The organism is Paenibacillus tyrphae (genome assembly GCF_024158745.1).
Classification (GTDB): domain Bacteria; phylum Bacillota; class Bacilli; order Paenibacillales; family NBRC-103111; genus Paenibacillus_G; species Paenibacillus_G tyrfis_A.
Genome location: NZ_JAMZAW010000030.1, coordinates 73685 through 96099 on the forward strand (window position 1 = coordinate 73685; position 22415 = coordinate 96099).

The window sequence follows — 22415 nt, forward strand, 5'->3', positions numbered from 1 at the left end:
CAGGTCCTCGTTCTTTCTATAGAGAATAGGAGATAAGGAACGGCAATTGTTTCCTGTCCGTTCCCTTTACCCCTTTAGCATATCGAAAACCGACAAGAGATTCAATACTCTGTCGAATGCAAGCGCGTTCACGGAAAATAGGCATGCGCATACGGGACATTTGTCCCGTACAACCGGCACAAATGCCGCATAGTCTGAAGTGTAGAACTCAACTTCGGAGGTGACCTCGCGTGAGACCGATTCATCCGATTAACGAAGAACAATGCAGGCCGTATTACGGCCAACCGGTTTTCATTATATTGAAGGACGGTACGGAGCTTGTCGGCACGCTCAGCCGGTTGGACAAAGGAAAGCTCTATTTGAACGAGACGGCGGCCGGCATTCAATCAAATGCGTCCGCCAAAAGCAAACGAAGCGGAGCAAACAGCAGCAGTCTCGGAAAAGCCCGCGCCCAAACGAAAAAATCCGACAAGCCGACAACAACCGCCGCGAACGAAGCGTTCCCCGTGCCTTATCCGGACTCCGAGCTGTTTGGCAGTCCCTTTGAATTGGACGTCGCTAGTGTCGGGGCCCTGATCGTGCCCAGCTAACGCCGCCAGCATAACGCAACAACACCAAGGCTTTCCCCGCCATCGTTCGGGAGAGCCTTGGTGTCGGCGGCATCTGCGGCTAGCCCAGCCGCTTCATCATCATATAACAGCGAAGCCTGGCGTCGTAGTGAACCGTATCGTAGCCTTTTTGTACATAGAAAGTCTGAGCTTGCGTATTCGCATCGTCCACCCATAGAACCACTTCACGGCATCCCCGGTCCCCCGCCGTACGCTCCGCCTGATGCATCAAGCGCGTGCCAATTCCGCGGCCCTGGAACTTTGGGTTCACCGCCAGCATATCGACAGACAGGCGCTTATCCCGATCCACGCGCAGCGCAATAAATCCGACCGGCAAGCGTCCGGCCGCGGTATCGACGTAGGTGACGCAGGATTTCAGCCGTTTGAGGATATCCGTACGGCTCACGCGAAGATCGGGTACCGTTTGCCGCGCAAAGGGAAGGAGCAGCTTTTCCACCAATCCGTATATAATGCCGTCGTCCTGCCGGGGAATGCGTTTTCGGAGCATGGCTAAGACCGCCTTTCTGCGCATAAAGTTTAAGTACTTTATCGTATGACAGGCGGTAGCGGAACGTTAAGAAGAAATAATCGCGAGGCAAAAAAAAAAGCATGCCGCGTTACTTTTTGTACTTTTTGCCGACAAACATCATAAACAGCACGCTGACAAGCAAAACGGCGGCGATAACAATCCATTGAACCCAATTCATGTGCTGACGCGAGCTCCTTTGACAGGTTTTGATTGATAAATCATCATACTGCATCCTTTTGCAGCCTGTCAAGCATGTATCCGTTTACGAGCGGAATGTCTTCCGCTATAATGTAAAGAAAAATGTTCCATTGACAGTGAGGTGATCGGGCATGATCGCTCCGATTCAGAGCGTGATTCGTTCGTATCAAATTCATAAGCAGTGGTTTGCCTTGGAAGACCGACACAGAAGACAAGAAGACTTAACAGGCAAACGTTACCGTGGACGACCGCAGAAAGGAACGGGACAACCCTCCTATGCGTTTGACCGCTTTGCCGAGCGGGCGGCAGGGGATGCAAGAACCATCGTCACGGCGGCAGGCACCTTGAAAGAAACGGCGGAGAACGCCAGAGCCGCCCTGCAAAGCAACGGCGCATCGCTCCGGCTGGTAGAAGGGCTTGTCGGAGGCTACAACGAGCTGGCGAACGCCTTGTCCGAAGCCGGCGTCCTTCTGCGGCCCGCATGGAGAAAGCAGGGGCTCGGCGCCCCCGCCGAGGAAGAGCTTGACCGGCTGGGCGTGATCCCGCAGGCCGACGGCACCTTAAGCTTGGACGAGCATAAGCTGCAGACGCAGCTCGACGGCGGGGACAAGCATGCGAATGCCGTGCTTCAGGGCATCGACGGTTGGATATTGCGCCTGACGCAGGCGGCTGCCGCCCTGCATGCCATCCCTCCGGCGGACCTGCTGGAGCGGCACGATTCGGAAGCCCGCGCCTTCGGTCACTATACCGCGCTGCCGGGCAAACGGCCGCACAGCTATTGGCCTGTTCCGCCGCTCAAGGGCATTCTTATGAATGTTCGCTATTAAGAAGCTTCGTTCGTGCATCAAGAAGGCTGGCGTCCGCTTCGTACCGCCAATGCGTGCCGGATGGCGGCAGCCTTCACTTTTTCCTTGCGCTCGTGCTCCGGCAGAGCAAAGAAACCGTCCAGCTTGTATAAGGCGAGCAGCGCTTCCTCGGCGGCGAGGCGCGCTCCCGCCTCCTGCTGCAATAAATAGAAAGCGACCTGATAGCAATACACTTCGTACCGCTTCAACAGCTCCGTTTTTTCCCCGAACGTTAATGGAATGCTGGTTTCATTCCGGTTTTTAACGGCTAATCCGTTCATCCGGCTCTCATCTCCTCTCCTTGATGTCCATGATCCGTTGTATATATTTTACTATTCCTGTGATCCGACAAACGGAACGGATTCCTCGACTTGGAGCATCTATATCTATATAGACGCATGAAACGTGTCAAAACTCACATTTATTAAGAAAACTTTAAAATTGAATATCGCAAAAGGCTCCAAAATACGACATGCAAGCAAAAAAAGCTCCCAAGTAGGCAATCCCGACATCTTCGGGGCCTCTTGAGAGCTTATTACCGTGATATTACTCGACCAAACCGTTCTTGTACGCATAAATGGCGGCCTGCGTGCGGTCCTCCACCCCAAGCTTAGCCAAAATGTTGGTGACGTGAAACTTGACCGTTTTGACCCCGATGAACAGCTCGTCGGCCACGTCCTGATTGGACTTGCCTGCGGCAATGAGCCGGAGCACCTCCATCTCGCGTTCGGTCAATTCTTCATGCGGCTGCGCAGCCTGCTTCGGCCCGCGGAAGCGATTCATCAGCTTGGAAGCGACTTGGGATTCCAGCACCGACTGGCCTTTGACGGCCGAGCGGATCGCTTGGGCGATTTCGGCGGCACGCGACGTTTTCAGCAAGTAGCTGAACGCTCCCGCTTCGATCACGGGGTAAATCTTTTCGTCGTCAATAAAGCTGGTCAGCACGATCACCTTGCATTCCGGGTGCTGCTGCAGCAGACGCCTGGTCGTCTCGATGCCGTCCATGCCCTCCATGACCAAATCCATCAGCACCACGTCCGGCTTGTATTCCAATGCCAGCCGGATGCCTTCCTGCCCTCCGCTCGCTTCGCCGACCACCTCGATATCGTCCTCCGTGCTCAGCACGGCGGCAAGACCGATGCGAACCATTTCATGATCGTCGACCAGCAGCACTTTAATCGTCGTCTCTTCCAATCTCAAGTCCTCCTTCCGCCATAATCGGAATGCGAATTTCAATGCGCGTTCCTTTGCCCGGCGCCGTGATTAAGTTGAGCGAGCCTCCAATTTCGTTCACCCGCTCCCGCATCGTCACCAGCCCGTACGAAGCTTGTTTTTTCATATCGAGCTCGAAGCCGACGCCGTTATCCCGAATGAGCAGCCGCACCGCATCGCTTGACGGCTGGGTCAGCTTCACCTCCAGCTTTGTCGCTTTGGAGTGGCGAAGCGCATTGGATAACGCCTCCTGTACGATACGGAACAGGTGATCCTCAATCCCGTTCGGCAGCTTGATGTCTTCGGTCAGCTCGCAGTCGATCTGCATCGGCACTTTCGAAGACAGCTCCTGCACCAGCTCGATCAAGCCTTCGGCCAGACGTTTGCCTTCCAGATGCACGGGACGCAGATGAAGCAGCAAAGCGCGCATTTCCGACTGCGCTACCGAGGCCATTTCCTCAATGAGGAAAATTTGCCGCTGCGCCTTCTCGAAATCTTTGTCCAACGTCCGGCCGACGGCCGTCGCCGTCATCGAGATCGCGAAGAGCTGCTGGCTCACGGCGTCGTGCAGCTCCCTTGCCAGCCGCTGCCGCTCTTCCACGATAGCCGAATATTTCGCTTTTTGCGCCAGCTGGGCATTATTGCTGGACAAACGCTGCAGCGAGGAAACTTGATCTTCCCATTTTTTGGTGATCGCATTCAATTGATCGCCGAGCCGGCCGATCTCATCCTCGCCGAGCGGCGGCACCGAACGGCTCAGGTTGCCCTTTTCCAGCGACAGCATCACTTCGCGCAGCGTCTCCAGCCGGTGCTTCATCCGGCTGCTATACCACAAGCCGTACGAGCCTCCGACCGCTGCAACGATCGCAATCAGCGTCAGGCTCATGCGCACGCCTTCCTGCCACGTTTCGAAAGCGTTCAAGTAGCCGTTCGACTGCAGGAAATAAACGATCACGGCAAACAAAACAAGGCTGAGCCCAATGGACTCCGCCATGCTTCGCCATATCATGTTGGTTAACCGCTTGTCATGTCCGTCCATTCCTGCCGTCCTCCGTGCATCAAACAATTTTTATATCTATATCGGCTACGATATACGAAATTTCCAGCTTCACCTGACGGTCCGCCGTCCAGTAATTGGGCGACTGCCATACCATCTTGTTCAGCACGCCTGCCTCTTTGTCATACCCGATGCTCGTTTGTCCGAACAAGACGGAGGCCGTAACGGTAAGACCCACATCCTCCGGAACGATCAGATCGATATCGGCGATGACCCCCTGCAAAATAATCGTCGTCTCCTTCTGCTCGTGGATCGCATAGGTCAAATCCATCTGCAGCTCCCCCAGCACGTTCCAGATCGACATGTTACGCAGAACCCAAGGCTCCCGTCCCCACCGGATGCTGTCGATTATGCTTTGCTTTCGGTAATGGTGCTCGCTGCGGTGAATTTTACGCGATTTATTGTAGAAGAAGCCGAGCGAAATGAGGACAATGGCCAAGATCAGCGTAAAATTGCCCCCCGCGAGGAGCAGCAGGCCAATCACCATCATGATGTAGCCTTTGCGCTCGGCGCCCGAACGCACCTTATATACTCCCAGCAAGAGCAAAAAGAGGGCAAGCACGGTGAAAAATCCGAGATGATTGTCCGCCAGAAGGAAAAGCCCTGCGCCGATCAAGACCAGCGCGATGTTGCGGTTTCGTTTGCGGTTCATCCGTGTCGCCCCCTTTCCCAGTAAATTCTGGTTGATCCGGCAAAAGCCACAGCGCCTTACAGAAGGACGTCCATGGCTTTTGCCTTACATAGCATATCACAAGTGCCGCTTTTGCTCCAACGCTTTTTCGTGAAGATTATTTCCCCTGCTCGCTGGACATCTTCTCTTTCAAAAGCTGCAGCTGATCGTCGATTTTTTGCTGCTTCGCCGGGTCAACCGACACGGCATTGCTGTACACCGAACCCGCGTAGCCACCGCCAACGTAAGGCTTGCGTGCGATTTCCGCTTCGACTTCCAGCGACATGATCTTCTCTTCCATGCGACGGAAGCCTTTTACGGCATTGCCGCCTTCGATCACGTTGGTTGCCGTCACTTCGGCCATTTGCTTCTTGGCCTTCGCCAATTGAGCGCGGGAGATCAGCTCGCTGCGTTTGTTGCGCATTTGGTAGAACGCGTCTTTCATTTCATGCAGCTGCTGAACCAGCTCGGCCGCTTGCGCCTTCGCCTGCTCGTGCATTTCCGTGTACTCTGCGATTTTGCCCTCGTAGTACAGCTTTTGCTCCAAAGCTTGGCGCGCCGTCGCTTCCTGATCGTTCTTCAGTGCTTCCTTCGCTTGTCCTTCGTACTGCGCCGTCAGTCGAACCGCTTCTTCCAGACGCTCTTTCAGCTTGCGCTCGCTGGCGATTTGACGGGCTACCGTCACTTCGGCTTGAGCGATTTCTTCTTCCATGTCGCGCAAATATTGATTCAGCATGATGATCGGATCTTCAACTTTATCAAGCAGCTCATGCAGCGAAGCCTTCGTCATGTCTTTAATTCTAGAAAATACTCCCATTGTTAAACATCTCCTTTAGATGGTTTTTGATTTTGGTTTTTTTCGTATTGCGCCACTTTGCTGCGCAGTTCTTCGATTTCTTTCCACATCGCTTTTTTCTCGATATCTTTCATCATATCGTCCAGATCGCTGCCGGCGGTACCGCTCGAATTCGAGGAGGCCGCATATTCGCCCTCATAACGGTTGCCTTCTTGCGGCGGAACCCAGCCATGTCTTTGCGCTCTGCGGTAGTGCTTCTCGGCGCGTCTCCACTCTCTCCAGTTGGGATATTGGCCGCTAGGTTGCCCGCAGCCCTCGCCGCCGTAGGACGGTCCGTAGCCGTGAGGCCCGCCGGTCCAAGGCTCGCTCGGGATGACCAACGCTGCCAGGAAGTACAGCGGAATCACGACGCCTCCGGAAAAGAAAGCCGTTACCACCACGATCAGACGAAGCAGTGTGGCATCAATGTTCATCGATTCCGCGAGACCGCCGCACAGGCCGGTTACTTTGCGATCGGAACGGGAACGGTATAGTTTGCTCATGATTTATCCCAGCCCTCCTGTTTCAGTTTCGTCCGCAGCTTGGCCAGCTCTTGTTCCAGCGCTTGCGATGCCGCGCTGCCTACGGCGGACCATGCTTCACGGACTTGGCCTCTCACTTCCCGCAAGGTGCGCGCGGTCAGTTCCATATCGGAGACCCGCTCGTCCAGCCGGTCGAACATCCGCGGATTCGGACCTGCACCCATCGAACGCAACCTTTCGTTCATCCGCTGCTGCAGCCTAACGGACTCCAGCCGCGCGATATAGTAGCTGCGTTTCGAGGCGATTTCGTCGAAATCGGCCTTAAGCTGTTGAAGCTGCTCCTCCAGCTCGACGATCCCCATCTTGCTTTGATCGTACAGCGCCCGGTACTGCGTCGCTTTTTCCTCCTGCTGCATTTTCTCTTGAAGCGCGATGCGCGCCACTTCTTCCTCGCCGGCTCTCAGCGCCAGCATTGCTTGCTGCTCACGGCGCTCCTTGAGCTGCTCCGCCGATACGTACTGCTGGCGAAGCGAAGCGGCGTGAGACAGACACTGCTGCAGCAGCCGTTCGGACTCGCGGATTTGCTCCGACTGGGACGCAAGATATTTATCGATCAGGCGAACCGGGTCTTCCGAATTTTCCAGCATTTCGTTGAAGTGCGCAACCGTAATATCCCGGAATCTTTTTCCTAAACTCATGCTTTGCTCAACCACCTTTTCTCCGAATTTCAATCCGTCGTTTGTTTGATTTAATATACCGATTTGTTACGCAGCAGCGAGATGCCGTAGCAGATCAAGCCGATGGCGATCAGGATGGCGAACAGTCCGGACAATTTACCGAAGAGGAACAGGCCGCCAAGGATGATCAGCCCCCACCCGATGATCGTTTTTCCGTTTCTCAGTCCTACGAATCCGAGTCCTACCATAGCGGCCGGGAACAAAAAGCTCATGATATGGTGCCCGAGTTGAAAGCCAAGCTTGTGGCTGAGGATCAACGCTCCGAAGAAGATCAGAAGGAACGCGAGTCCGGTATGCCGGTTCATTTTCATGGATTGACTCACCGCCTTTCGTTTTTGTTGTCGTTTTGCTTATGTCTTTATTCTAGGTGAATCCGTCATTTCCCAAAACGGACCTGCGGCGGTTTTTGGAACTGGACCTAAGTCCAGTACGCCACCCGGCCTTGGACAAGAGGAGCCCCCGCCTCAACAGACTCATGAGTTTCCCCGATATGGAAACCCTAGCATTGAAAGATAACTCGGCTTAAAGGAGAAGGATGGAATGAACAGAACAGGTATAAGCCTTCTGATAGCTTTTCTCATATGGCTAACGATATTTCCACTGCCTGGCGCAGCTTCCCGGTCCGCTCCGGATGATGCTGCTGCGCCATCGCCCGTGCTGGTCTATGAAGTCCGGCGGGACGCCGTCGTTCTCGCGATCTCCAACAAAGCGGAAATTCGGCAGGCAGCGGCGGGCTGGCTGGACCAGGCCGGCGGATTGTCCGGCAAATTCCGCGTCGGTACGGACAGCGGCATTGTGATCCGCATCCCGTTCGTTCCTTTGCTCCCTGTCCGGATGCACGGCCTTACGTTTCAGTGCAAAGAATTGCTTGTGCTCGTACCCGAGCTCTCCTCTCCAAAACAAAATCCCCAGCTGCTGGCTTTCAGCGCTGAGGATCGATTGTACGTATTCGATTGTTCTTACCCGGTATTGCAGCCGTTTTTGGAGCAGCACGGTCTGCTCCGGTTTCTTTCCAGCCCGGAGGCTAAGGATCAGCCTTCCTTCTTGGGATCGTCGATCCCGCCGAAAGCGAGGCCGTACCCGTCGCAATCCTGAATGACGAACTCTTTCCACGGACCGCCGTCCGGATAAATGACAGGCTTGCCGGAAATCACGACATCCTTGCTGCGGAACTCCTCATACAGACTGTCCAGAGCCGCCCAGTTCTCGACGTAAGCGTACACATCGTACGCCCGGGCTTCCCCTTGCGCTACGGGATTCGGACGCACGGCCGACGCATCGGGCGCTTGCAGCAGCTTGAGAGCGATTCCTTGAAGGCCGTCCCGCTCCGCCCACCAATCCGTTACATTAAAGCCGAGTCGATCCCGGTAAAATTGCTGAGAACGCTTAAGGTCCGATACCAATAGAACGGTAAGGGAGCTGCCGATTTGCTTTTGGTTTGTTTGCCATAGCATCCATCCTCCGGTTCCAATCTAATAATCCGTAAACATACGAATATACATTCGTGTTTCCCTTTCAAAATCCTGCTTGTTTTGAGCCCACTTACAACAAAAAAGCCCGCTTCGAACTCGAAGGGGCCTGAATCTTGTCTGCAGAAGAAATCTAGAAAAAGTCGGGCAAATACGTCTGACGTGCGGGAATGAGCCGCTCCAGCGATTCGCACACCTCCGTCGTGCCGGTCAGCCTGCCGATGTCCATCAAAAAGGATGGACGCTGGTACCCTGTCAGCATGGCGGCAAGCGTCTGGATCGTGCAGCTGGCGGACGGCAGCTCGGGCGAAGCGCTTGCGACGGGCGTTACACGCGCCGTCCCCGACTCGTCCACCTGCAGCAGAAACCAGCCGTTGTTCCATTCCGCCTGTTCGTCCTTTATCTCCAGCTGCAGTGACCATTCTGCCCCCGACGCGAACGGATACTTGGTCAAAAAGCCGGCGACATCGACAATCCGCGCCATGAAATAAGGCACGATCTCTTGTTTGATCCGGGGATTGTCGAGCAGAAACGGCAGCTTGTCGTTCACGGGCGCTTTCATCACCAGCTTCTCCAGCATTGAGTCGTGATCGGCCAAGAAGCGCCATAAGGCCAAGCAAGCCCCATGATCCAGATACACCAGCTCGTGAACCTTAAGGATATTGTCCTTTACCTGATAATATACATAGCCCGCAGGCTGATTCTCCGCATCATAATATACGGCTACCGTTCCTTGCGTATTGCCGAAAATGCGATGCTGCCACCAGGATTCGTTTCGAATAAGCGTACCGTTGTACCTGCAGGCGTAAGCCTGGTATATCTCGTTCAGCAGCTTGATATCGTGGCCGGTCCGAACGATCCGCCCCGGCTGCGGGCCCAGTTTTGGAAGCTGCTGGACGGAGATCTCATACGATTTATACTCTGCATACGTCTCCCAGCCGTACTTACGGTAGAACGAGAATTGAAAAGGATGAAGGAACGACAACGTCTGGCCTTTCTCCCGCATCACCCGCAATCCGTGCGATAGCAGCTTGGCCACCAGACCGCCGCGCCGGTATTCCGGCCATGTGACGACGCCTGCGATTCCGCCCATGTCGAACGCCTTGCCTTGAATCCAGGTCTGCAGATCGAAAATCGTCATTTTCGCCGCAAGCGTATCATCCACATAAGCTCCCCACATCTGGTTCGAATCGAGAAGCGTCATCCATTTCTCCACTTTTTCGGGAGTAAGCTCATATTGAAAGGAAAATGCTGACATTTGCAGACTATCCATAAAATGCACATTCGGAATATTGCGAATTTCCAACCGCTGATTCACGCGTATCCACCCTCTCCGCTTTATACGGCGACCGGAGACTTCGTCCGGTTCTCCGATTATCGGCGCTCTCATGCATCGCACCCTTATCTTGGCCATTGTAGCCCAATTTTCCAACAAATTCTACCGAAAAATCCTTTTTTACTTGTTTTTGCCGGAAGCTGGGGACATGACAGAAATTACGGCGGTTATGCGCCCTTGCTTCCTATCCGGTACAGAAAGGTACTGTCTCCTGCTCGCAGACAGCTGTATTTTCGTTGAATAATCGGGCGTACGTCCAATCAGCATCCGGCATTCGTTCATATCATTTAACATGCCTTCTGAAAGGGGGATGTCACATGAGCCACGTTGGCGGATTCGGCTTTACTTCCACTGGTGTTATCCTGGTGCTGTTTATTCTGCTCGTCATCGTTTCCCGTTCATTGTTCATCTAATGCATCGCCCCCCTGTCATGGACTTTACTCTGGCAGGGGGTTTTTACTTCAATCTCCGATCATCAAAACCCGCACCAACTCGCCCCGCTGGGCTCCTCGCCCGCCCGCCGGAAGACAGATTAAGCAGTCGGTCTCTTTCACGGAAACCATGATGCTGGATTTGTCGCGACCGGCGGGCCTCACGCGGACCGTCCCATGTTCCACGCACGAAGCCCCGCGGACATACCGGGGATACGCCGATCCTTTACCGTAATCGGCATCCAGTACCGCCGTCGCTGCAGAGGGCAGCGGGTCGGGCGACCCTTGCGAGGCACGCAGATAGGGGCGTACCAGCAGCTCGAATCCTACATAACAAGCTCCGGGATTGCCGGACAAAGCGAACAACGGCTTGCCCCGCCACAGTCCGACCGACGTCGGACTGCCGGGACGCATCGCGATCTTGTTAAAAAGCAGCTCGCCATCCCACCTGCCGAACAGCTCGGCCAGCACATCCTTATCCCCTACCGACACGCCTCCGGTCGTTATCCACAGATCCGCCTGCTCCGCAGCGGCCAGCAGTTCCCGTTCCACCCGGTCGGCTTCGTCGGGAAGAAACGGCATCAGCAGCGGCACTCCGCCCGCCTGCTGTACCTGACAGGCCAGCATATAGCCGTTGCTGCCCCGGATTTTACCCGGTGCGAGCGGCGCGTCCACAGGGAGCAACTCAGAGCCGGTAGAGAAGATCGCTACTCTCGGCCGCTTGTACACCTTCACAAGGCTATGGCCGAAGGTGGCCAGCACCGCCGCTTCCCCCGGTCCGATGATGCAGCCCTTCCGCAGAAGCTGTTCCCCGGCAGCAGCCTCTTCTCCTACGGGAGTCACATTATCGCCGGGATTCATCGCTTTGTGAACCGCCACCGTGCCTCCAAGGCCGATCTCCTGATGCACCGCATTGGTCATCTCCAGCATCACGACCGCATCCGCCCCCTCGGGAACGGCAGCGCCGGTCATAATTCTGGCCGCTTGGCCCGGGCCGATCGTCTTCGCCGGAACCAAGCCGCACGGAACCGTTTCCACCACTTCCAAGCAGACCGCCGTCGCAAGGGAAGCTCCCGCCGTATCCGATGCACGCAAAGCATAGCCGTCGACACCCGATCGCCGAAAATGCGGCAGCGGGCTGCCGGCACAAACGTTTTGCGCCAGCCGCCTGCCATAAGCCTCGAATAGCGGCACCTCTTCCGTCTCCTGAAGTCGGACATGCTGGAGTACACGCCGCTGCGCCTCTTCAAGGCTGATGGTCTGCCGCCCGAATTTCAAGTCGTTCACGCTTCAACCCCCGATCTGCGACATGCGCCGGGAGGTAGGCGTATGACTCTGCTGCTCGTTCAGAAGCGCTTTAGCCATCTCGTGACTTTCCGGCTTCACGTCCAGCGCCCGGAAGAACAGCTCGGCCAGCGCCTGATCGTTGCCGATATAACGGCGCACGTTGAACTCGTCGGACCAGTACAGGCAAGGCTTGATGTTGCCGTCCGCCGTAAGACGCAGCCGGTTGCACGTCTCGCAGAAATGGTCGCTGACCGGATGAATCAGCCCGAACGTGCCGGCCGCCCCGGCGATCCGGAAATTTTGCGAAGGCCCGTTTCCCCGAATCGACTGCTCCAGCGTTTCCACCTGCCACCCCATTCTTTCGCAGCGTTCCAGTACCGTGTTGAGCGAAATATATTTCGTTTTCCAGCCGTTGTCGTCGTGACCGATCGGCATATATTCAATAAAGCGCACGTGCAAACTGCGCTCCAGCGTCAGCTTCAGAAAATCTTCGATTTCGTCGTCGTTCATGCCTTTCATGAGCACGACGTTCAGCTTGATCGGGTCGAGTCCGACCCGGGATGCCGCTTCCAGACTCGCCAGCACGCGAGACAAATCGCCTCCGCGTGTAATGAGAGCAAACCGGTCCGCCCGCAAGGAATCGAGGCTGACGTTAATTCTTGTGAGCCCGGCTTCGCGCAGCTTTTCAGCCCGTGAAGCGAAATGGATCGCATTCGTTGTCAATGCGATATCTTCAATGCCGTCGATCGCACTCAGCATCCGCACGAGCTGCTCCAGGTTTTTGCGTACGAGCGGTTCGCCTCCGGTCAGCCGCAGCTTGCGAACTCCGTATCCGGCAAGCACCCGCACCACTTCGGCGATCTCCTCGAACGTCAAGAGCTTTTCCTCCGGCTCGAATTCCATGCCTTCTTCCGGCATACAGTATACACAGCGCAAATTGCACCGATCCGTCACGGAAATTCGAAGATAGTCATGAATGCGGCCGAAACGATCCTTCAATATCTGCGACATCCTGCATGCCCTCCGTTCTAGGTTATATCCATCATTATGTCACAAAACAGGCCCGTCTTCCATAAACAAAAAGCATTCAATAGAAGGCGTGCAAAGCGGCTATAACCCAAGTCTTTTGCCGGTGAGCCTCTCATATTCGTCCGGATCGTTAATATTCCGGATAAACCCCGTAGAAATCCCCTTCCGCTCCAGAAACGATTCGTCCGCCACCTGCAGAGCAACCGAATTCAACAGTCCCATCAACCGCAGATCGTTCGCGGCCAGCAGCCGCTCCGCCTCGGGAAGGCAGTTCTTGAGGTACACGCCGTGCAGCGGATGGAGCCTTCCGCCGATCTTCGCAATCGCAGCATCTGCGTCAACGCCGCTCCGCAGCTCCGAGAGGGCTTTCGCCGCTTTGGCATCGACCCACGGCATATCGCAGCCGACGATCCACAGCTCCTCGTACGATGCCGCTCTCATGGCGGCCTGAAAACCGGCAAGCGGCCCTCGGCCCGGCTGCAGGTCGGGAATGATCCGCACCGGAGACTCCCCGGAGAACGCCTGAACGACAGCCTCGTACCGTTCCGGCTCCTGCGTTACAACCAGCAGCTCTGTGCACAAGCTTCCAAGCTCGGCCAACTGTCTGGCCAAAAACGTATCGCCTTCGTACATAAGCAGTGCTTTACTTTGTCCGCCCATCCGCCGATTTTGCCCGCCTGCCAAAATTACGCCTGTCATGGCAAGCCTTTGCCCGCCGTATCGCTCCATCGTCTTCAATCCTTTCTTCCGTACTCTCTTCCCTTCGGCACCCAAGCGTCGTTATCGTAGCCCCGCAGCTCCCAGTACCCGAGATGCTCTTTGTCGATAAGCTCGATGCCTTGGAGCCACTTTACCGATTTATACGCATACATTTGAGGAACGACCAGCCTTACCGGCCCGCCCAGCTGCTGGGGAATCGGCTTTCCGTCCATCAAGACCGCCACCATGACGTCATCCATCCGTACCTGCTCCAACGACAAGCAATCCGTATAGACGCGGTCCCCGGAATAAAATTTGACGAACTTCGCCTCGTTCCTTACCTTGGCGAGCTCCAGCAGCTCCTTAAGCGGAATCCCCTCCCAGGTGACCTTGTATACCGACCAGCCCGTCACACAGTGAAAATCGCTAACCTGAACCGTTCGTTGGAGCTTCAGAAATTGTTCCCAATTCCACGCATGTTCCCGGTCGACAAGTCCGGTGAGGGCGAACTTCCAATCCTCGCTCGAAAAAGCCGGGATCGGCGTCACCGTATATACCCGAAACTGCCCTTGTCCGCCACCGCCGAGCGGAGGATTGGATTCCGCAGACGGTACCGGCGGCGGCAGCATCCGGTTCGCATCCTCCCGGGCCAACCGCTCAAGCTCCGCGCCACCCGTATCGGAAGCGGTCATCAGCCACCGGTAAAATGACGGTCCCAGGCCGAACGCCAGCAGCAAACCCGCCGCCGTGCGCAGGAACGTTGCTCTGGAGATCGGGGCGTTCCTGAGCATCTGTACGATTCGTCCAGGTTCGGACGGCGATACGTCGCGGGCTTCCGCCGCCTTTTCTTCCTCGCGGTTTTGCGACCGGCTTTGAGCCGCTTTGACCCATCGGCTGCGGGATACCGAATGGTAGATCGCGTAAGGAACTCCGACCCAGGTGAACAGATCATGGAGCAGCAGCGCGGCGTTGCCCCAACCGGAAGGCAAGCTTCGCACCAGCCAGAGCAGCACGCCGGTGACACTCCAGCCTGCAAGCAGGAACAGAACGAGTCCCAAATTCCAACGCTGCGCCGGTTTCGTCCGCAGCTGCTTCCAATGCCGGGGGATCAGCGGCAAATAGAGAGCTATCACCGCAATCGAAGCCGCTCCGATCCATAGGTGCCCTTCCTTCAGCCACACACGGCCCGCTCCCAGTGCCCGCACTGGCTCCACAAACAGCAATATCCCGGTCACCGCAAGCAGCGCCAGCAGCCATGCGTTCCAGCGGTGAAGCTTGACCAGCCTTTTTCCGTATGGTACGCCGGAAAGCCAATTCGTCCATACCCGTTTCGGTTTCATTACCCAGCCACCTTTCGCTTACGTCTACTTGAGAATACGCATGCTGCGGGCTTTCCGGTTTGCCGGGGACGGCTTTTTTATTCACAAAGGCAAAAAGGGCCCGAACCCGTCGGTTCAAGCCTCTCATTTGCCATCAATTCAAGTACCCCATAATAATGCCGGCCGTTTCTTCAATCGCTTTATCCGTTACGTTGATCACTAAGCACCCGACCTGTTTCATCAACGCTTGCGCGTAGCGGAGCTCTTCGTCGATTCGCTCCATCGCCGCGTACTTCGCCCCGAACGGCAGACCGACCGCTTTCAGCCGCTCTGTCCGAATTTTGTACAGCTTGTCTGCATCCATCGTCAAGCCGACAATCCGGTTGCCCGGCACCAGAAACAGCTCCTTGGGCGGTTTAACCTCCGGTACGAGCGGCAGATTGGATACTTTTATCCCTTTATGCGCCAAAAAAATACTGAGCGGCGTCTTTGACGTCCGCGAGACTCCGATCAAGACGAGATTCGCCTTCAGCAGGGCGCTCGTATCGCGTCCGTCGTCGCATTTGACGGCAAACTCGATCGCTTCTACGCGGCGGAAATAATCCTCGTCCAGCTGATGAAGCAAGCCCGGTTTCCGCTTCGGCGCATCGCCCCACGTATCAATGAACGCCTGCATCATCGGTCCCATGATATCGACCGCGCGGACGCCCAGTCGGACCGCCTCTTCCTTCATCATTTCCCGCAGCTCCGGCTGTACCAGCGTATACGCCACAAAGCCGCCGCGCTTGGCCGCCTCTTCCATAATGGTACGGATTTCATCCTCGGTTTTTATATGGCCGATCCGCTTTGTTCTCACCTGGTGGGCGTCAAACTGGCGAATAGTCGCTCTGACGACCGCCTCCGCCGTTTCCCCGACGGAATCCGAGCATATGGTGATCTCGTACTGTTGCTCTTCCTTCATCCGGTTTTCTTCTCCTTTGTTCATGAATGCCCTAACGGTCCATCGCCAGATCGACCAGAATATTCGTCATAATCGTTTTTGTTACCCGTCCAACAACGTCCCACCGGGATCTTCCGCTCACCTGGGCAGCTTTGGATTCCACGACGACAGGCAGGCTGTCGACCTGATGAAGAATCATCTTCCGCGCCGCGTCGATCACCGATTCGTCGGGAGAGACATGAATGACGTTCGGCTCGCGGGTCATGACCATGCTGACCGGCATGGAAGCCGCATTCGTATTGCCGAGCGTGAATTTAAGCAAATCTTTACGGGAAATGACGCCGGACAGGCAAGCCTCGTCATCCACGACGATCAGGCTGCCGACGTTCTCCATAAACAGCATCACGACCGCGTCGTTCACGGAAGCATTCTCCCGGACGACGACGGGGATCGATTGGACATCCTTTACCTTCATGCCCAGCAGCTTACGGGACACCTGAGAGCCCGGCGTCATGGCCGAGCCCGGCGTATAGCCCACCTTCGGCTTGGCATCTACAAGCCCGAGCATGACAAGCAGGGCCAGATCCGACCGGAGGGTCGGGCGGCTTAGACCTAACATCTCCGCTATTTGTTCGCCCGTAATGGGCGCGTGTGCCTTTACCAATTCTACGATCTGCAGTTGGCGCGCAGTCAGTTCGATGACCGGTCCCTCCTCACTCAAAGCAGCCTTTGCGGTTTATCGCTGTGCCGCATTCCAATCCAATTGTACCAAAAATAGTCCGAAACTCATAGAACCGTTTTTCATTCGATGTTTCTACTTCCAATCTAACGCACTACTCAATTTGAATCAAGTATTTATTGCGCATTATTTATTTATTAATTATACTATATATGTTGAAACGTGACCATTTATTTTATAGGGGGCTGAGCTGGTGGAAAGGGAATTGGCACTTGAGATCGTCCGGGTAACGGAGCTGGCGGCGCTGTCCGCGGCAAGATGGATGGGCCGGGGCGATAAGATTCAAGCCGACGGTGCGGCGACGACCGCCATGCGCGCCATGTTCGATTCCGTTTCTGTCCGCGGGACCGTCGTCATCGGAGAAGGAGAAATGGACGAAGCGCCGATGCTGTATATCGGCGAACAAGTAGGGAACGGGCAAGGTCCCGAGGTGGACGTGGCCGTCGACCCGCTCGAAGGCACGGAGCTGGTTGCCAAAGGATTGAACAACGCGCTGGCCGTCATCGCCATTGCCAACAAAGGCAATCTGCTGCACGCGCCGGATATGTATATGGAAAAACTGGCTGTCGGACCGGCTCTCGCCGGCAAGCTCAACTTGACGGACCCGCTCGAAACGACGCTTCAACGGGCCGCCGACATTTTGGATAAGCCGCTGAGCAATCTTACGATCATGATTCTTGACCGCGACAGGCACCGTAAGCAAATCGAGACCCTCCGCCGGGTCGGCGTACGGATCAAGTTTCTTAGTGATGGCGATGTTGCAGGGGCCATGGCTCCCGCTTTATCCGAATCCGGCATTGACATGTATGTAGGCTCGGGCGGTGCACCCGAGGGCGTGCTGGCGGCCGCGGCGCTGCAATGTCTGGGCGGGGAGCTGCAAGGAAAGCTGCTGCCTTCCAATCAGGAAGAATACGACCGCTGCATCGCCATGGGACTTACCGACCCGCATAAAGTTTTGACGATGGAAGATATGATTGGCCGGGAAGACGTTATTTTTGCCGCAACGGGCATTACCCCCGGCGAATTTTTAAACGGCGTCCGCTACTTGCCCGACTCCCGGGCAGAGACGCATTCGATCGTCATGCGGGCAAAAACAAAAACAATCCGGTTCATTCAATCGATTCACTACTTGCCTAATAAAAATATTCTTAACGATATCGGATAACCCGGTATTGAACTATTTTCTTCCTGTGTTAATATTACCATAAAGTAACTATTCGACACGGAAGAAGGTTTGCGCATGAGTATATTATTTTATACCGCTGTCGGGCTGATCGCTGCCACCTTCGGGAGCTTGGTCGGTCTCGGCGGCGGTATTATTATTGTACCCGCTCTGGTTTACTTAGGGCCTACGTTCGTCGGAGAAACGATTTCGGTATCGACGGCGGTAGGCACGTCGCTGGCTGTCCTGATCTTCACGGCATTGTCTTCGACTCTGACCTTCGTCAAGCACAAAAGAGTCGATTTCAAAAGCGGCTGGCTCTTGTTCATCACCTGCGGTCCGGGAGCCATGCTCGGCTCATATACCACACAATTTGTCAACGCGAAATCGTTTCAGCTCAGCTTCGGTCTCTTCATGCTGCTGATGGCCATATTGCTCGTGCTGCGCGATTACTTGAAGCCTTTGAAAGTGAAGTGGCATATTCAGCGCACGTATACGGACGGCAATGGAAATACATATCATTACGGCTACAGCGTACTGCCCGCCTTGATCATCGGACTTATGGTCGGATTCATTTCGGGGCTGTTCGGGATCGGCGGCGGCTCTCTATTCGTTCCGGCCATGGTGCTGCTTTTTCGGTATCCTCCCCATGTAGCGACAGCGACCTCCATGTTCGTTATCCTGCTGTCATCCCTTATGGGGAGCTTCACGCATTTTAGCTTAGGCGAAGTGAACCTGTGGATGGTTCTGGGCTTGGCGCCCAGCGCTATTGTCGGAGGCTGGCTCGGCGCGAAAATCGCCAGTCGGTTGAGCGGCAAAAAGCTGCTTTGGGTACTTCGTGTCACCTTCGTTATCGTATCCTTCAAAATGATCTGGGAAGGCTTGGTCCTTGCCTGATTTCATTAGCTCCATACTATTCGCCGCGGCGTTCGTAACATCATTTTCATGAGCGGATAATTCATCTCTCCTTATCCCAAACTAAGGGAACGCAATCCTGTTGCCCAAAGGAGACTAAGCCCCCATGAAAAAGCGAACACCTGCGGCTTTTTTGCTATTATCCGCTCATCGGTTCATCTCGCTTCGAATCAGAACAAGTTTATTTTTGTCCAGTTTAACCTTATGCTTGGCTTTAACGGCATGTACGCCTGCTGCCAATTCGCCGCAAGCGATGCCTCCGGGGATCGGGCCTACTGAAGCTGCACCTCAGAACGCGGATAAAGCAACGGATACGGGCACCGGCAGCCCGCTTTCTCTGGCTGGGCCTCCGGCTCCTTCCACCGTGCAGCAGATCCCGCCCCCTTCGGCGCCGCCTGCTCCCGCACCGGCGGTCGTTCCGCCGGCTGAGCCTAAGACGCAGAAGCAGTCCAAATCCAAGCCGCGACCCGCCAAAGCGTCCAAAGAAACGTCCGGGCAAAGCCAACGGCTCTCTTTATCCCAACTTGTGCGCAAATATCCGGAGCTTCTGCTGCTGCGGGGATCCGCCGCTTCCGGACAGGTCGCCTTAACGTTTGACGACGCCCCAGACACGACATTTACGCCACAGGTTTTAGATGTATTGAAAAAATACCAGATTCGCGCCACTTTCTTCTTAGTTGGTGCCCAAGCCGAGAAACATCCGGAGATGGTTAAGCGAATCGTTCGCGAAGGCCATGTGATCGGCAATCATTCATACAGTCACAAGCTGTTTACCAAGCTGTCCGACGATCTGTTCCAGTCGCAGGTGCTTCAGACACAGCAAGCCTTAAAGCGGCTGATCGGATATTCCCCCCGCTTACTGCGGCCGCCCTATGGCGAGATCAGCGAAAGCCAACTATTGTGGGCATCGGAACATGGTTACCGCATTGTGAACTGGAATGTCGATTCGCTTGATTGGAAGCAGCTTGGGCAAGAAAAAGTAATTTCGAACATTCTCACCCACGTTAAACCGGGTTCCATCATTCTACAGCATTCCGGCGGCGGGCCGGGGCAAGATTTGAACGGTACCGTCCAAGCGCTCCCGACCGTGATCCAGACTTTAAAATCCCGCAACCTGAAGATGGTTACCTTGCCCGAGCTATTGCAAGTATCCAAGCAATTGGATTGAGTTATCGCCTTCAACAATCAGAACGGTTCAACCTAAAAAGGGACGCCCCTCGCACAAACAGAAGGGCATCCCTTGGATTGTTATTTGTATCAGTAATGTGACTTTATGCTTGCACAGCTTCCAGCCAAGCATTGGCAATAAGCGCGTGACCTGCCGGTGACGGATGTACCCCATCAGGCGCCCAATAGGCCGACGGTGCCTTGGTACTTGCCGCCGCGAACAGCCCATCTAAAGGCACGTACAGCGTTTCAAATTCCCGAGCAAGCTCGCGAACCGCGTTAATTTTGGGATCCAAATCCTCTCTCCATCGTTTCCGGTCCTCCGGCACCGGCAGCACAAATGGTTCGACTAAAATGAGCTTCGCATCAAGCGTCTCCTTGGTACGGACAATCAGATCACGGTACCCTTCCGCAAACGCTTCCACAGAAGTCGGGTCGTTGCGATCATAACGCCGCCATGTATCGTTAATACCGATATAGATCGAAACCCATGTCGGCTTCAAATCGATGCAATCTTCCTGCCAGCGCTGCTGCAAATCCTTTACCCGATTGCCGCTGATTCCGCGGTTGATAAAATGAACTTGTTTCTCAGGATATTTGCTGGCGAATAACGCAGAAGCGATGAAAGCGTAGCCCCGGCCTAAATCCGCACCAGTCTCCCTGTTTCTTCCGCAATCGGTAATGCTGTCTCCTTGAAACAAGACAACCGCCCCATCTTCGATTTTTGTCATGACCCTATTCCTCCAACATTTAGGATATAGTTCTTCTTTTAGTACGATACTAAAAGTTACTGGATTTGTATATCACAATGTGAAGAATCGACAAAAAATGTTGAGGATACAAAAATAGTTACTTCCCTCAGAGCATAAACAAGTTCAATAAGAATAAAAAATAAGCCTCAAAGATCTTCTAAGATCTTCAAGGCTTATTTATACCGATGAGAGGACTCGAACCTCCACCCTTTCGGACTCGATTTTGAGTCGAGCGCGTCTGCCATTCCGCCACATCGGCAAGTGGCGTGCCCTAAGAGATTCGAACTCCTGACCTTTTGATTCGTAGTCAAACGCTCTATCCGGCTGAGCTAAGGGCACACATGTTCAATTGTTGGAGTGGTGCCGAAGACCAGACTTGAACTGGTACGGTAGTCACCTACCGCAGGATTTTAAGTCCTGTGCGTCTGCCGATTCCGCCACTCCGGCGAAAAAAGAAATTTGGAGGCGCCACCCAGATTCGAACTGGGGGTAAAGCTTTTGCAGAGCTCTGCCTTACCACTTGGCTATGGCGCCATATGGAGCGGAAGACGGGATTCGAACCCGCGACCCTCGCCTTGGCAAGGCGATGCTCTACCCCTGAGCCACTTCCGCATATAAACTGGGGATCTAGGATTCGAACCTAGGCATGACGGAGTCAAAGTCCGTTGCCTTACCGCTTGGCTAATCCCCAATGAATGTGTAAATGGGGCGATCGAAGGGAATTGAACCCTCGAGTGTCGGAGCCACAATCCGATGCGTTAGCCACTTCGCCACGACCGCCACAGTATGAAAATGTTTTTGGCAGGGGCAGCAGGAATTGAACCCACACTAACGGTTTTGGAGACCGCTGTTCTACCTTTAAACTATGCCCCTATAAACTGGTGGAGGCTGATGGATTCGAACCACCGAACTCGTCAGAGAACAGATTTACAGTCTGCTGCGTTTGGCCACTTCGCTAAGCCTCCATATGAAATTGCAATGGTGCCGCCGAGAGGACTTGAACCCCCAACCTACTGATTACAAGTCAGTTGCTCTACCAATTGAGCTACAGCGGCGAGTGGTGGCTCGGGACGGAATCGAACCGCCGACACGAGGATTTTCAGTCCTCTGCTCTACCGACTGAGCTACCGAGCCATATTTCTTTATTGTATCTCATTTCTTGCAAATTGTAAATCATGGCGGAGCCGACGGGATACTCTCCGTTTCACTCCGAGACTGCGGAGTAACGCTATCGAAGCATTGCTCCGACGAACCCAATGGGTTCTCATCCCTTACAAGGGAGATAAATCATGGCGGAGCCGACGGGATTCGAACCCGCGGTCTCCTGCGTGACAGGCAGGCATGTTAGGCCTCTACACCACGGCTCCACACAAATGAAATTGGTTGCGGGGGCAGGATTTGAACCTGCGGCCTTCGGGTTATGAGCCCGACGAGCTACCGGGCTGCTCCACCCCGCGTCAGTAAAAAAATTCTATGGTGGAGGCTGACGGGATCGAACCGCCGACCCTCTGCTTGTAAGGCAGATGCTCTCCCAGCTGAGCTAAGCCTCCATGGGATAATGATGACCCGTAGGGGATTCGAACCCCTGTTACCTCCGTGAAAGGGAGGTGTCTTAACCCCTTGACCAACGGGCCATGCTATTTAAAAAGTGCAATGATGAAACTCTACGGAGAGAGAGGGATTCGAACCCTCGAGACGCTTGTGACGCCTACACGATTTCCAATCGTGCTCCTTCGGCCAACTCGGACACCTCTCCATAATGGCTCCCCGAACAGGACTCGAACCTGTGACAACTCGATTAACAGTCGAGTGCTCTACCAACTGAGCTATCAGGGAATATATTCAAGGCTTGCACCTTGAAAACTGGATCGAAACAAAGCATTCCGATATATCTTTTCTCGCTCCGTTGACTTCGTCAAAAGTCGCTCCTAAAAGATATATCTTCACTGGTAACCAAACCTTAGTCGCTTCCGAAGGAATCTTCGGAAGACTTATTT

Annotated in this window: 25 protein-coding genes and 17 tRNA genes; 7 read left to right on the forward strand and 35 right to left on the reverse strand. The window is 54.7% G+C overall.

Annotated elements, in window-relative coordinates; genetic code table 11:
* Positions 1-230 precede the first annotated feature (230 nt).
* On the forward strand, positions 231-590 hold the full coding sequence (locus NI000_RS31410) for a hypothetical protein (RefSeq protein ID WP_253415293.1): 360 nt from the start codon (positions 231-233) through the stop codon (positions 588-590).
* A gap of 79 nt (positions 591-669) precedes the next feature.
* On the opposite strand, the gene NI000_RS31415 is transcribed toward NI000_RS31410, so the two are convergent.
* Positions 670-1116, reverse strand: coding sequence for a GNAT family N-acetyltransferase (locus NI000_RS31415; RefSeq protein ID WP_253415294.1), 447 nt, complete (start codon positions 1114-1116; stop codon positions 670-672).
* Between the two features lie 350 nt (positions 1117-1466).
* Between NI000_RS31415 and NI000_RS31420 the strand changes: the two genes are divergently transcribed.
* Positions 1467-2162 (forward strand): hypothetical protein, encoded by a 696-nt coding sequence (locus NI000_RS31420; protein ID WP_253415295.1) that lies wholly within the window; start codon positions 1467-1469, stop codon positions 2160-2162.
* A 17-nt stretch (positions 2163-2179) separates the two neighbouring features.
* Here the strand turns inward: NI000_RS31420 and NI000_RS31425 are convergent, their stop codons facing one another.
* From NI000_RS31425 to NI000_RS31460, 8 genes are all read right to left on the reverse strand, one after another.
* Positions 2180-2461 (reverse strand): hypothetical protein, encoded by a 282-nt coding sequence (locus NI000_RS31425; RefSeq protein WP_253415296.1) that lies wholly within the window; start codon positions 2459-2461, stop codon positions 2180-2182.
* A gap of 265 nt (positions 2462-2726) precedes the next feature.
* Positions 2727-3374, reverse strand: coding sequence for a response regulator (locus NI000_RS31430; RefSeq protein WP_025847297.1), 648 nt, complete (start codon positions 3372-3374; stop codon positions 2727-2729).
* Positions 3355-4431, reverse strand: coding sequence for a sensor histidine kinase (locus NI000_RS31435; protein ID WP_253415297.1), 1077 nt, complete (start codon positions 4429-4431; stop codon positions 3355-3357). The genes NI000_RS31430 and NI000_RS31435 overlap by 20 nt, the downstream gene beginning before the upstream one ends.
* Positions 4432-4450: 19 nt before the next feature.
* Entirely contained in the window at positions 4451-5101 is a 651-nt protein-coding gene (liaF, locus tag NI000_RS31440) for a cell wall-active antibiotics response protein LiaF (RefSeq protein ID WP_253415298.1), read from the reverse strand.
* Positions 5102-5237: 136 nt separating this feature from the next.
* Complete coding sequence (locus tag NI000_RS31445; protein WP_054973928.1) at positions 5238-5936, reverse strand: PspA/IM30 family protein; 699 nt, start codon at positions 5934-5936, stop codon at positions 5238-5240.
* A gap of 2 nt (positions 5937-5938) precedes the next feature.
* Positions 5939-6457: a PspC domain-containing protein gene (locus NI000_RS31450; protein WP_253415299.1), complete on the reverse strand. Its 519-nt coding sequence runs from the start codon at positions 6455-6457 to the stop codon at positions 5939-5941.
* Positions 6454-7134 (reverse strand): PspA/IM30 family protein, encoded by a 681-nt coding sequence (locus NI000_RS31455; RefSeq protein WP_253415300.1) that lies wholly within the window; start codon positions 7132-7134, stop codon positions 6454-6456. The genes NI000_RS31450 and NI000_RS31455 overlap by 4 nt, the downstream gene beginning before the upstream one ends.
* Positions 7135-7184: 50 nt before the next feature.
* The gene (locus tag NI000_RS31460) at positions 7185-7484 is read right to left on the reverse strand and encodes a hypothetical protein (protein WP_054973925.1); all 300 of its coding nucleotides are present in this window, start codon (positions 7482-7484) and stop codon (positions 7185-7187) included.
* A 229-nt stretch (positions 7485-7713) separates the two neighbouring features.
* Between NI000_RS31460 and NI000_RS31465 the strand changes: the two genes are divergently transcribed.
* The gene (locus tag NI000_RS31465; protein WP_253415301.1) at positions 7714-8268 is read left to right on the forward strand and encodes a hypothetical protein; all 555 of its coding nucleotides are present in this window, start codon (positions 7714-7716) and stop codon (positions 8266-8268) included.
* Here the strand turns inward: NI000_RS31465 and NI000_RS31470 are convergent.
* Both NI000_RS31470 and NI000_RS31475 read right to left on the reverse strand, forming a co-directional pair.
* Positions 8205-8627, reverse strand: a complete 423-nt coding sequence (locus NI000_RS31470) for a VOC family protein (RefSeq protein WP_253415302.1) — start codon at positions 8625-8627, stop codon at positions 8205-8207. The genes NI000_RS31465 and NI000_RS31470 overlap by 64 nt on opposite strands.
* Before the next feature lie 148 nt (positions 8628-8775).
* The gene (locus tag NI000_RS31475) at positions 8776-9960 is read right to left on the reverse strand and encodes a GNAT family N-acetyltransferase (RefSeq protein WP_253415303.1); all 1185 of its coding nucleotides are present in this window, start codon (positions 9958-9960) and stop codon (positions 8776-8778) included.
* A 335-nt stretch (positions 9961-10295) separates the two neighbouring features.
* Here NI000_RS31475 and NI000_RS31480 point away from each other — a divergent pair, with 335 nt between their 5' ends.
* On the forward strand, positions 10296-10391 hold the full coding sequence (locus NI000_RS31480) for a YjcZ family sporulation protein (protein ID WP_216798076.1): 96 nt from the start codon (positions 10296-10298) through the stop codon (positions 10389-10391).
* Positions 10392-10439: 48 nt separating this feature from the next.
* On the opposite strand, the gene NI000_RS31485 is transcribed toward NI000_RS31480, so the two are convergent.
* From NI000_RS31485 to NI000_RS31510, 6 genes are all read right to left on the reverse strand, one after another.
* Positions 10440-11696 carry a molybdopterin molybdotransferase MoeA gene (locus NI000_RS31485; RefSeq protein ID WP_253415304.1) on the reverse strand — a complete coding sequence of 419 codons (1257 nt, stop codon included), beginning with the start codon at positions 11694-11696 and terminating at the stop codon, positions 10440-10442.
* Between the two features lie 3 nt (positions 11697-11699).
* Positions 11700-12707, reverse strand: a complete 1008-nt coding sequence (gene moaA / locus NI000_RS31490) for a GTP 3',8-cyclase MoaA (protein WP_253415305.1) — start codon at positions 12705-12707, stop codon at positions 11700-11702.
* A gap of 99 nt (positions 12708-12806) precedes the next feature.
* The gene (mobA, locus tag NI000_RS31495) at positions 12807-13424 is read right to left on the reverse strand and encodes a molybdenum cofactor guanylyltransferase (protein WP_253415306.1); all 618 of its coding nucleotides are present in this window, start codon (positions 13422-13424) and stop codon (positions 12807-12809) included.
* Between the two features lie 35 nt (positions 13425-13459).
* Positions 13460-14764: a molybdopterin-dependent oxidoreductase gene (locus NI000_RS31500; protein WP_253415307.1), complete on the reverse strand. Its 1305-nt coding sequence runs from the start codon at positions 14762-14764 to the stop codon at positions 13460-13462.
* Positions 14765-14897: 133 nt separating this feature from the next.
* Complete coding sequence (locus tag NI000_RS31505; protein ID WP_010500068.1) at positions 14898-15704, reverse strand: pyruvate, water dikinase regulatory protein; 807 nt, start codon at positions 15702-15704, stop codon at positions 14898-14900.
* 31 nt (positions 15705-15735) lie between these two features.
* On the reverse strand, positions 15736-16404 hold the full coding sequence (locus tag NI000_RS31510; protein WP_237762885.1) for a helix-turn-helix transcriptional regulator: 669 nt from the start codon (positions 16402-16404) through the stop codon (positions 15736-15738).
* A 211-nt stretch (positions 16405-16615) separates the two neighbouring features.
* On the opposite strand from NI000_RS31510, the gene glpX reads away from it, so the two are divergent.
* From glpX to NI000_RS31525, 3 genes are all read left to right on the forward strand, one after another.
* Positions 16616-17587 (forward strand): class II fructose-bisphosphatase, encoded by a 972-nt coding sequence (gene glpX, locus NI000_RS31515; protein ID WP_253415308.1) that lies wholly within the window; start codon positions 16616-16618, stop codon positions 17585-17587.
* A gap of 75 nt (positions 17588-17662) precedes the next feature.
* Positions 17663-18481: a sulfite exporter TauE/SafE family protein gene (locus NI000_RS31520; protein ID WP_253415309.1), complete on the forward strand. Its 819-nt coding sequence runs from the start codon at positions 17663-17665 to the stop codon at positions 18479-18481.
* 124 nt (positions 18482-18605) lie between these two features.
* A complete protein-coding gene (locus tag NI000_RS31525; RefSeq protein WP_253415310.1) occupies positions 18606-19667 on the forward strand; it encodes a polysaccharide deacetylase family protein in 1062 nt (353 codons plus the stop codon).
* A gap of 103 nt (positions 19668-19770) precedes the next feature.
* On the opposite strand, the gene NI000_RS31530 is transcribed toward NI000_RS31525, so the two are convergent.
* The 18 genes from NI000_RS31530 to NI000_RS31615 form a co-directional block, all read right to left on the reverse strand.
* Positions 19771-20397, reverse strand: coding sequence for an SGNH/GDSL hydrolase family protein (locus tag NI000_RS31530; protein WP_253415311.1), 627 nt, complete (start codon positions 20395-20397; stop codon positions 19771-19773).
* Between the two features lie 201 nt (positions 20398-20598).
* A tRNA-Leu gene (locus NI000_RS31535) sits at positions 20599-20677 on the reverse strand.
* 3 nt (positions 20678-20680) lie between these two features.
* Positions 20681-20757: transfer RNA gene (locus NI000_RS31540), tRNA-Arg, on the reverse strand.
* Between the two features lie 19 nt (positions 20758-20776).
* Positions 20777-20865, reverse strand: a tRNA-Leu gene (locus NI000_RS31545).
* Between the two features lie 13 nt (positions 20866-20878).
* Positions 20879-20952: transfer RNA gene (locus NI000_RS31550), tRNA-Cys, on the reverse strand.
* 3 nt (positions 20953-20955) lie between these two features.
* A tRNA-Gly gene (locus tag NI000_RS31555) sits at positions 20956-21030 on the reverse strand.
* Between the two features lie 7 nt (positions 21031-21037).
* Positions 21038-21109 (reverse strand) — tRNA-Gln (locus NI000_RS31560).
* A 13-nt stretch (positions 21110-21122) separates the two neighbouring features.
* Positions 21123-21198 (reverse strand) — tRNA-His (locus tag NI000_RS31565).
* Positions 21199-21217: 19 nt separating this feature from the next.
* Positions 21218-21291: transfer RNA gene (locus NI000_RS31570), tRNA-Trp, on the reverse strand.
* 6 nt (positions 21292-21297) lie between these two features.
* A tRNA-Tyr gene (locus tag NI000_RS31575) sits at positions 21298-21383 on the reverse strand.
* A 14-nt stretch (positions 21384-21397) separates the two neighbouring features.
* Positions 21398-21473: transfer RNA gene (locus tag NI000_RS31580), tRNA-Thr, on the reverse strand.
* A 3-nt stretch (positions 21474-21476) separates the two neighbouring features.
* Positions 21477-21552, reverse strand: a tRNA-Phe gene (locus NI000_RS31585).
* A gap of 156 nt (positions 21553-21708) precedes the next feature.
* Positions 21709-21785, reverse strand: a tRNA-Asp gene (locus NI000_RS31590).
* A 13-nt stretch (positions 21786-21798) separates the two neighbouring features.
* Positions 21799-21875: transfer RNA gene (locus tag NI000_RS31595), tRNA-Met, on the reverse strand.
* Between the two features lie 17 nt (positions 21876-21892).
* Positions 21893-21968: transfer RNA gene (locus NI000_RS31600), tRNA-Val, on the reverse strand.
* A gap of 12 nt (positions 21969-21980) precedes the next feature.
* Positions 21981-22052: transfer RNA gene (locus NI000_RS31605), tRNA-Glu, on the reverse strand.
* A gap of 33 nt (positions 22053-22085) precedes the next feature.
* Positions 22086-22174 (reverse strand) — tRNA-Ser (locus NI000_RS31610).
* 4 nt (positions 22175-22178) lie between these two features.
* Positions 22179-22254, reverse strand: a tRNA-Asn gene (locus NI000_RS31615).
* Positions 22255-22415: the final 161 nt, after the last annotated feature.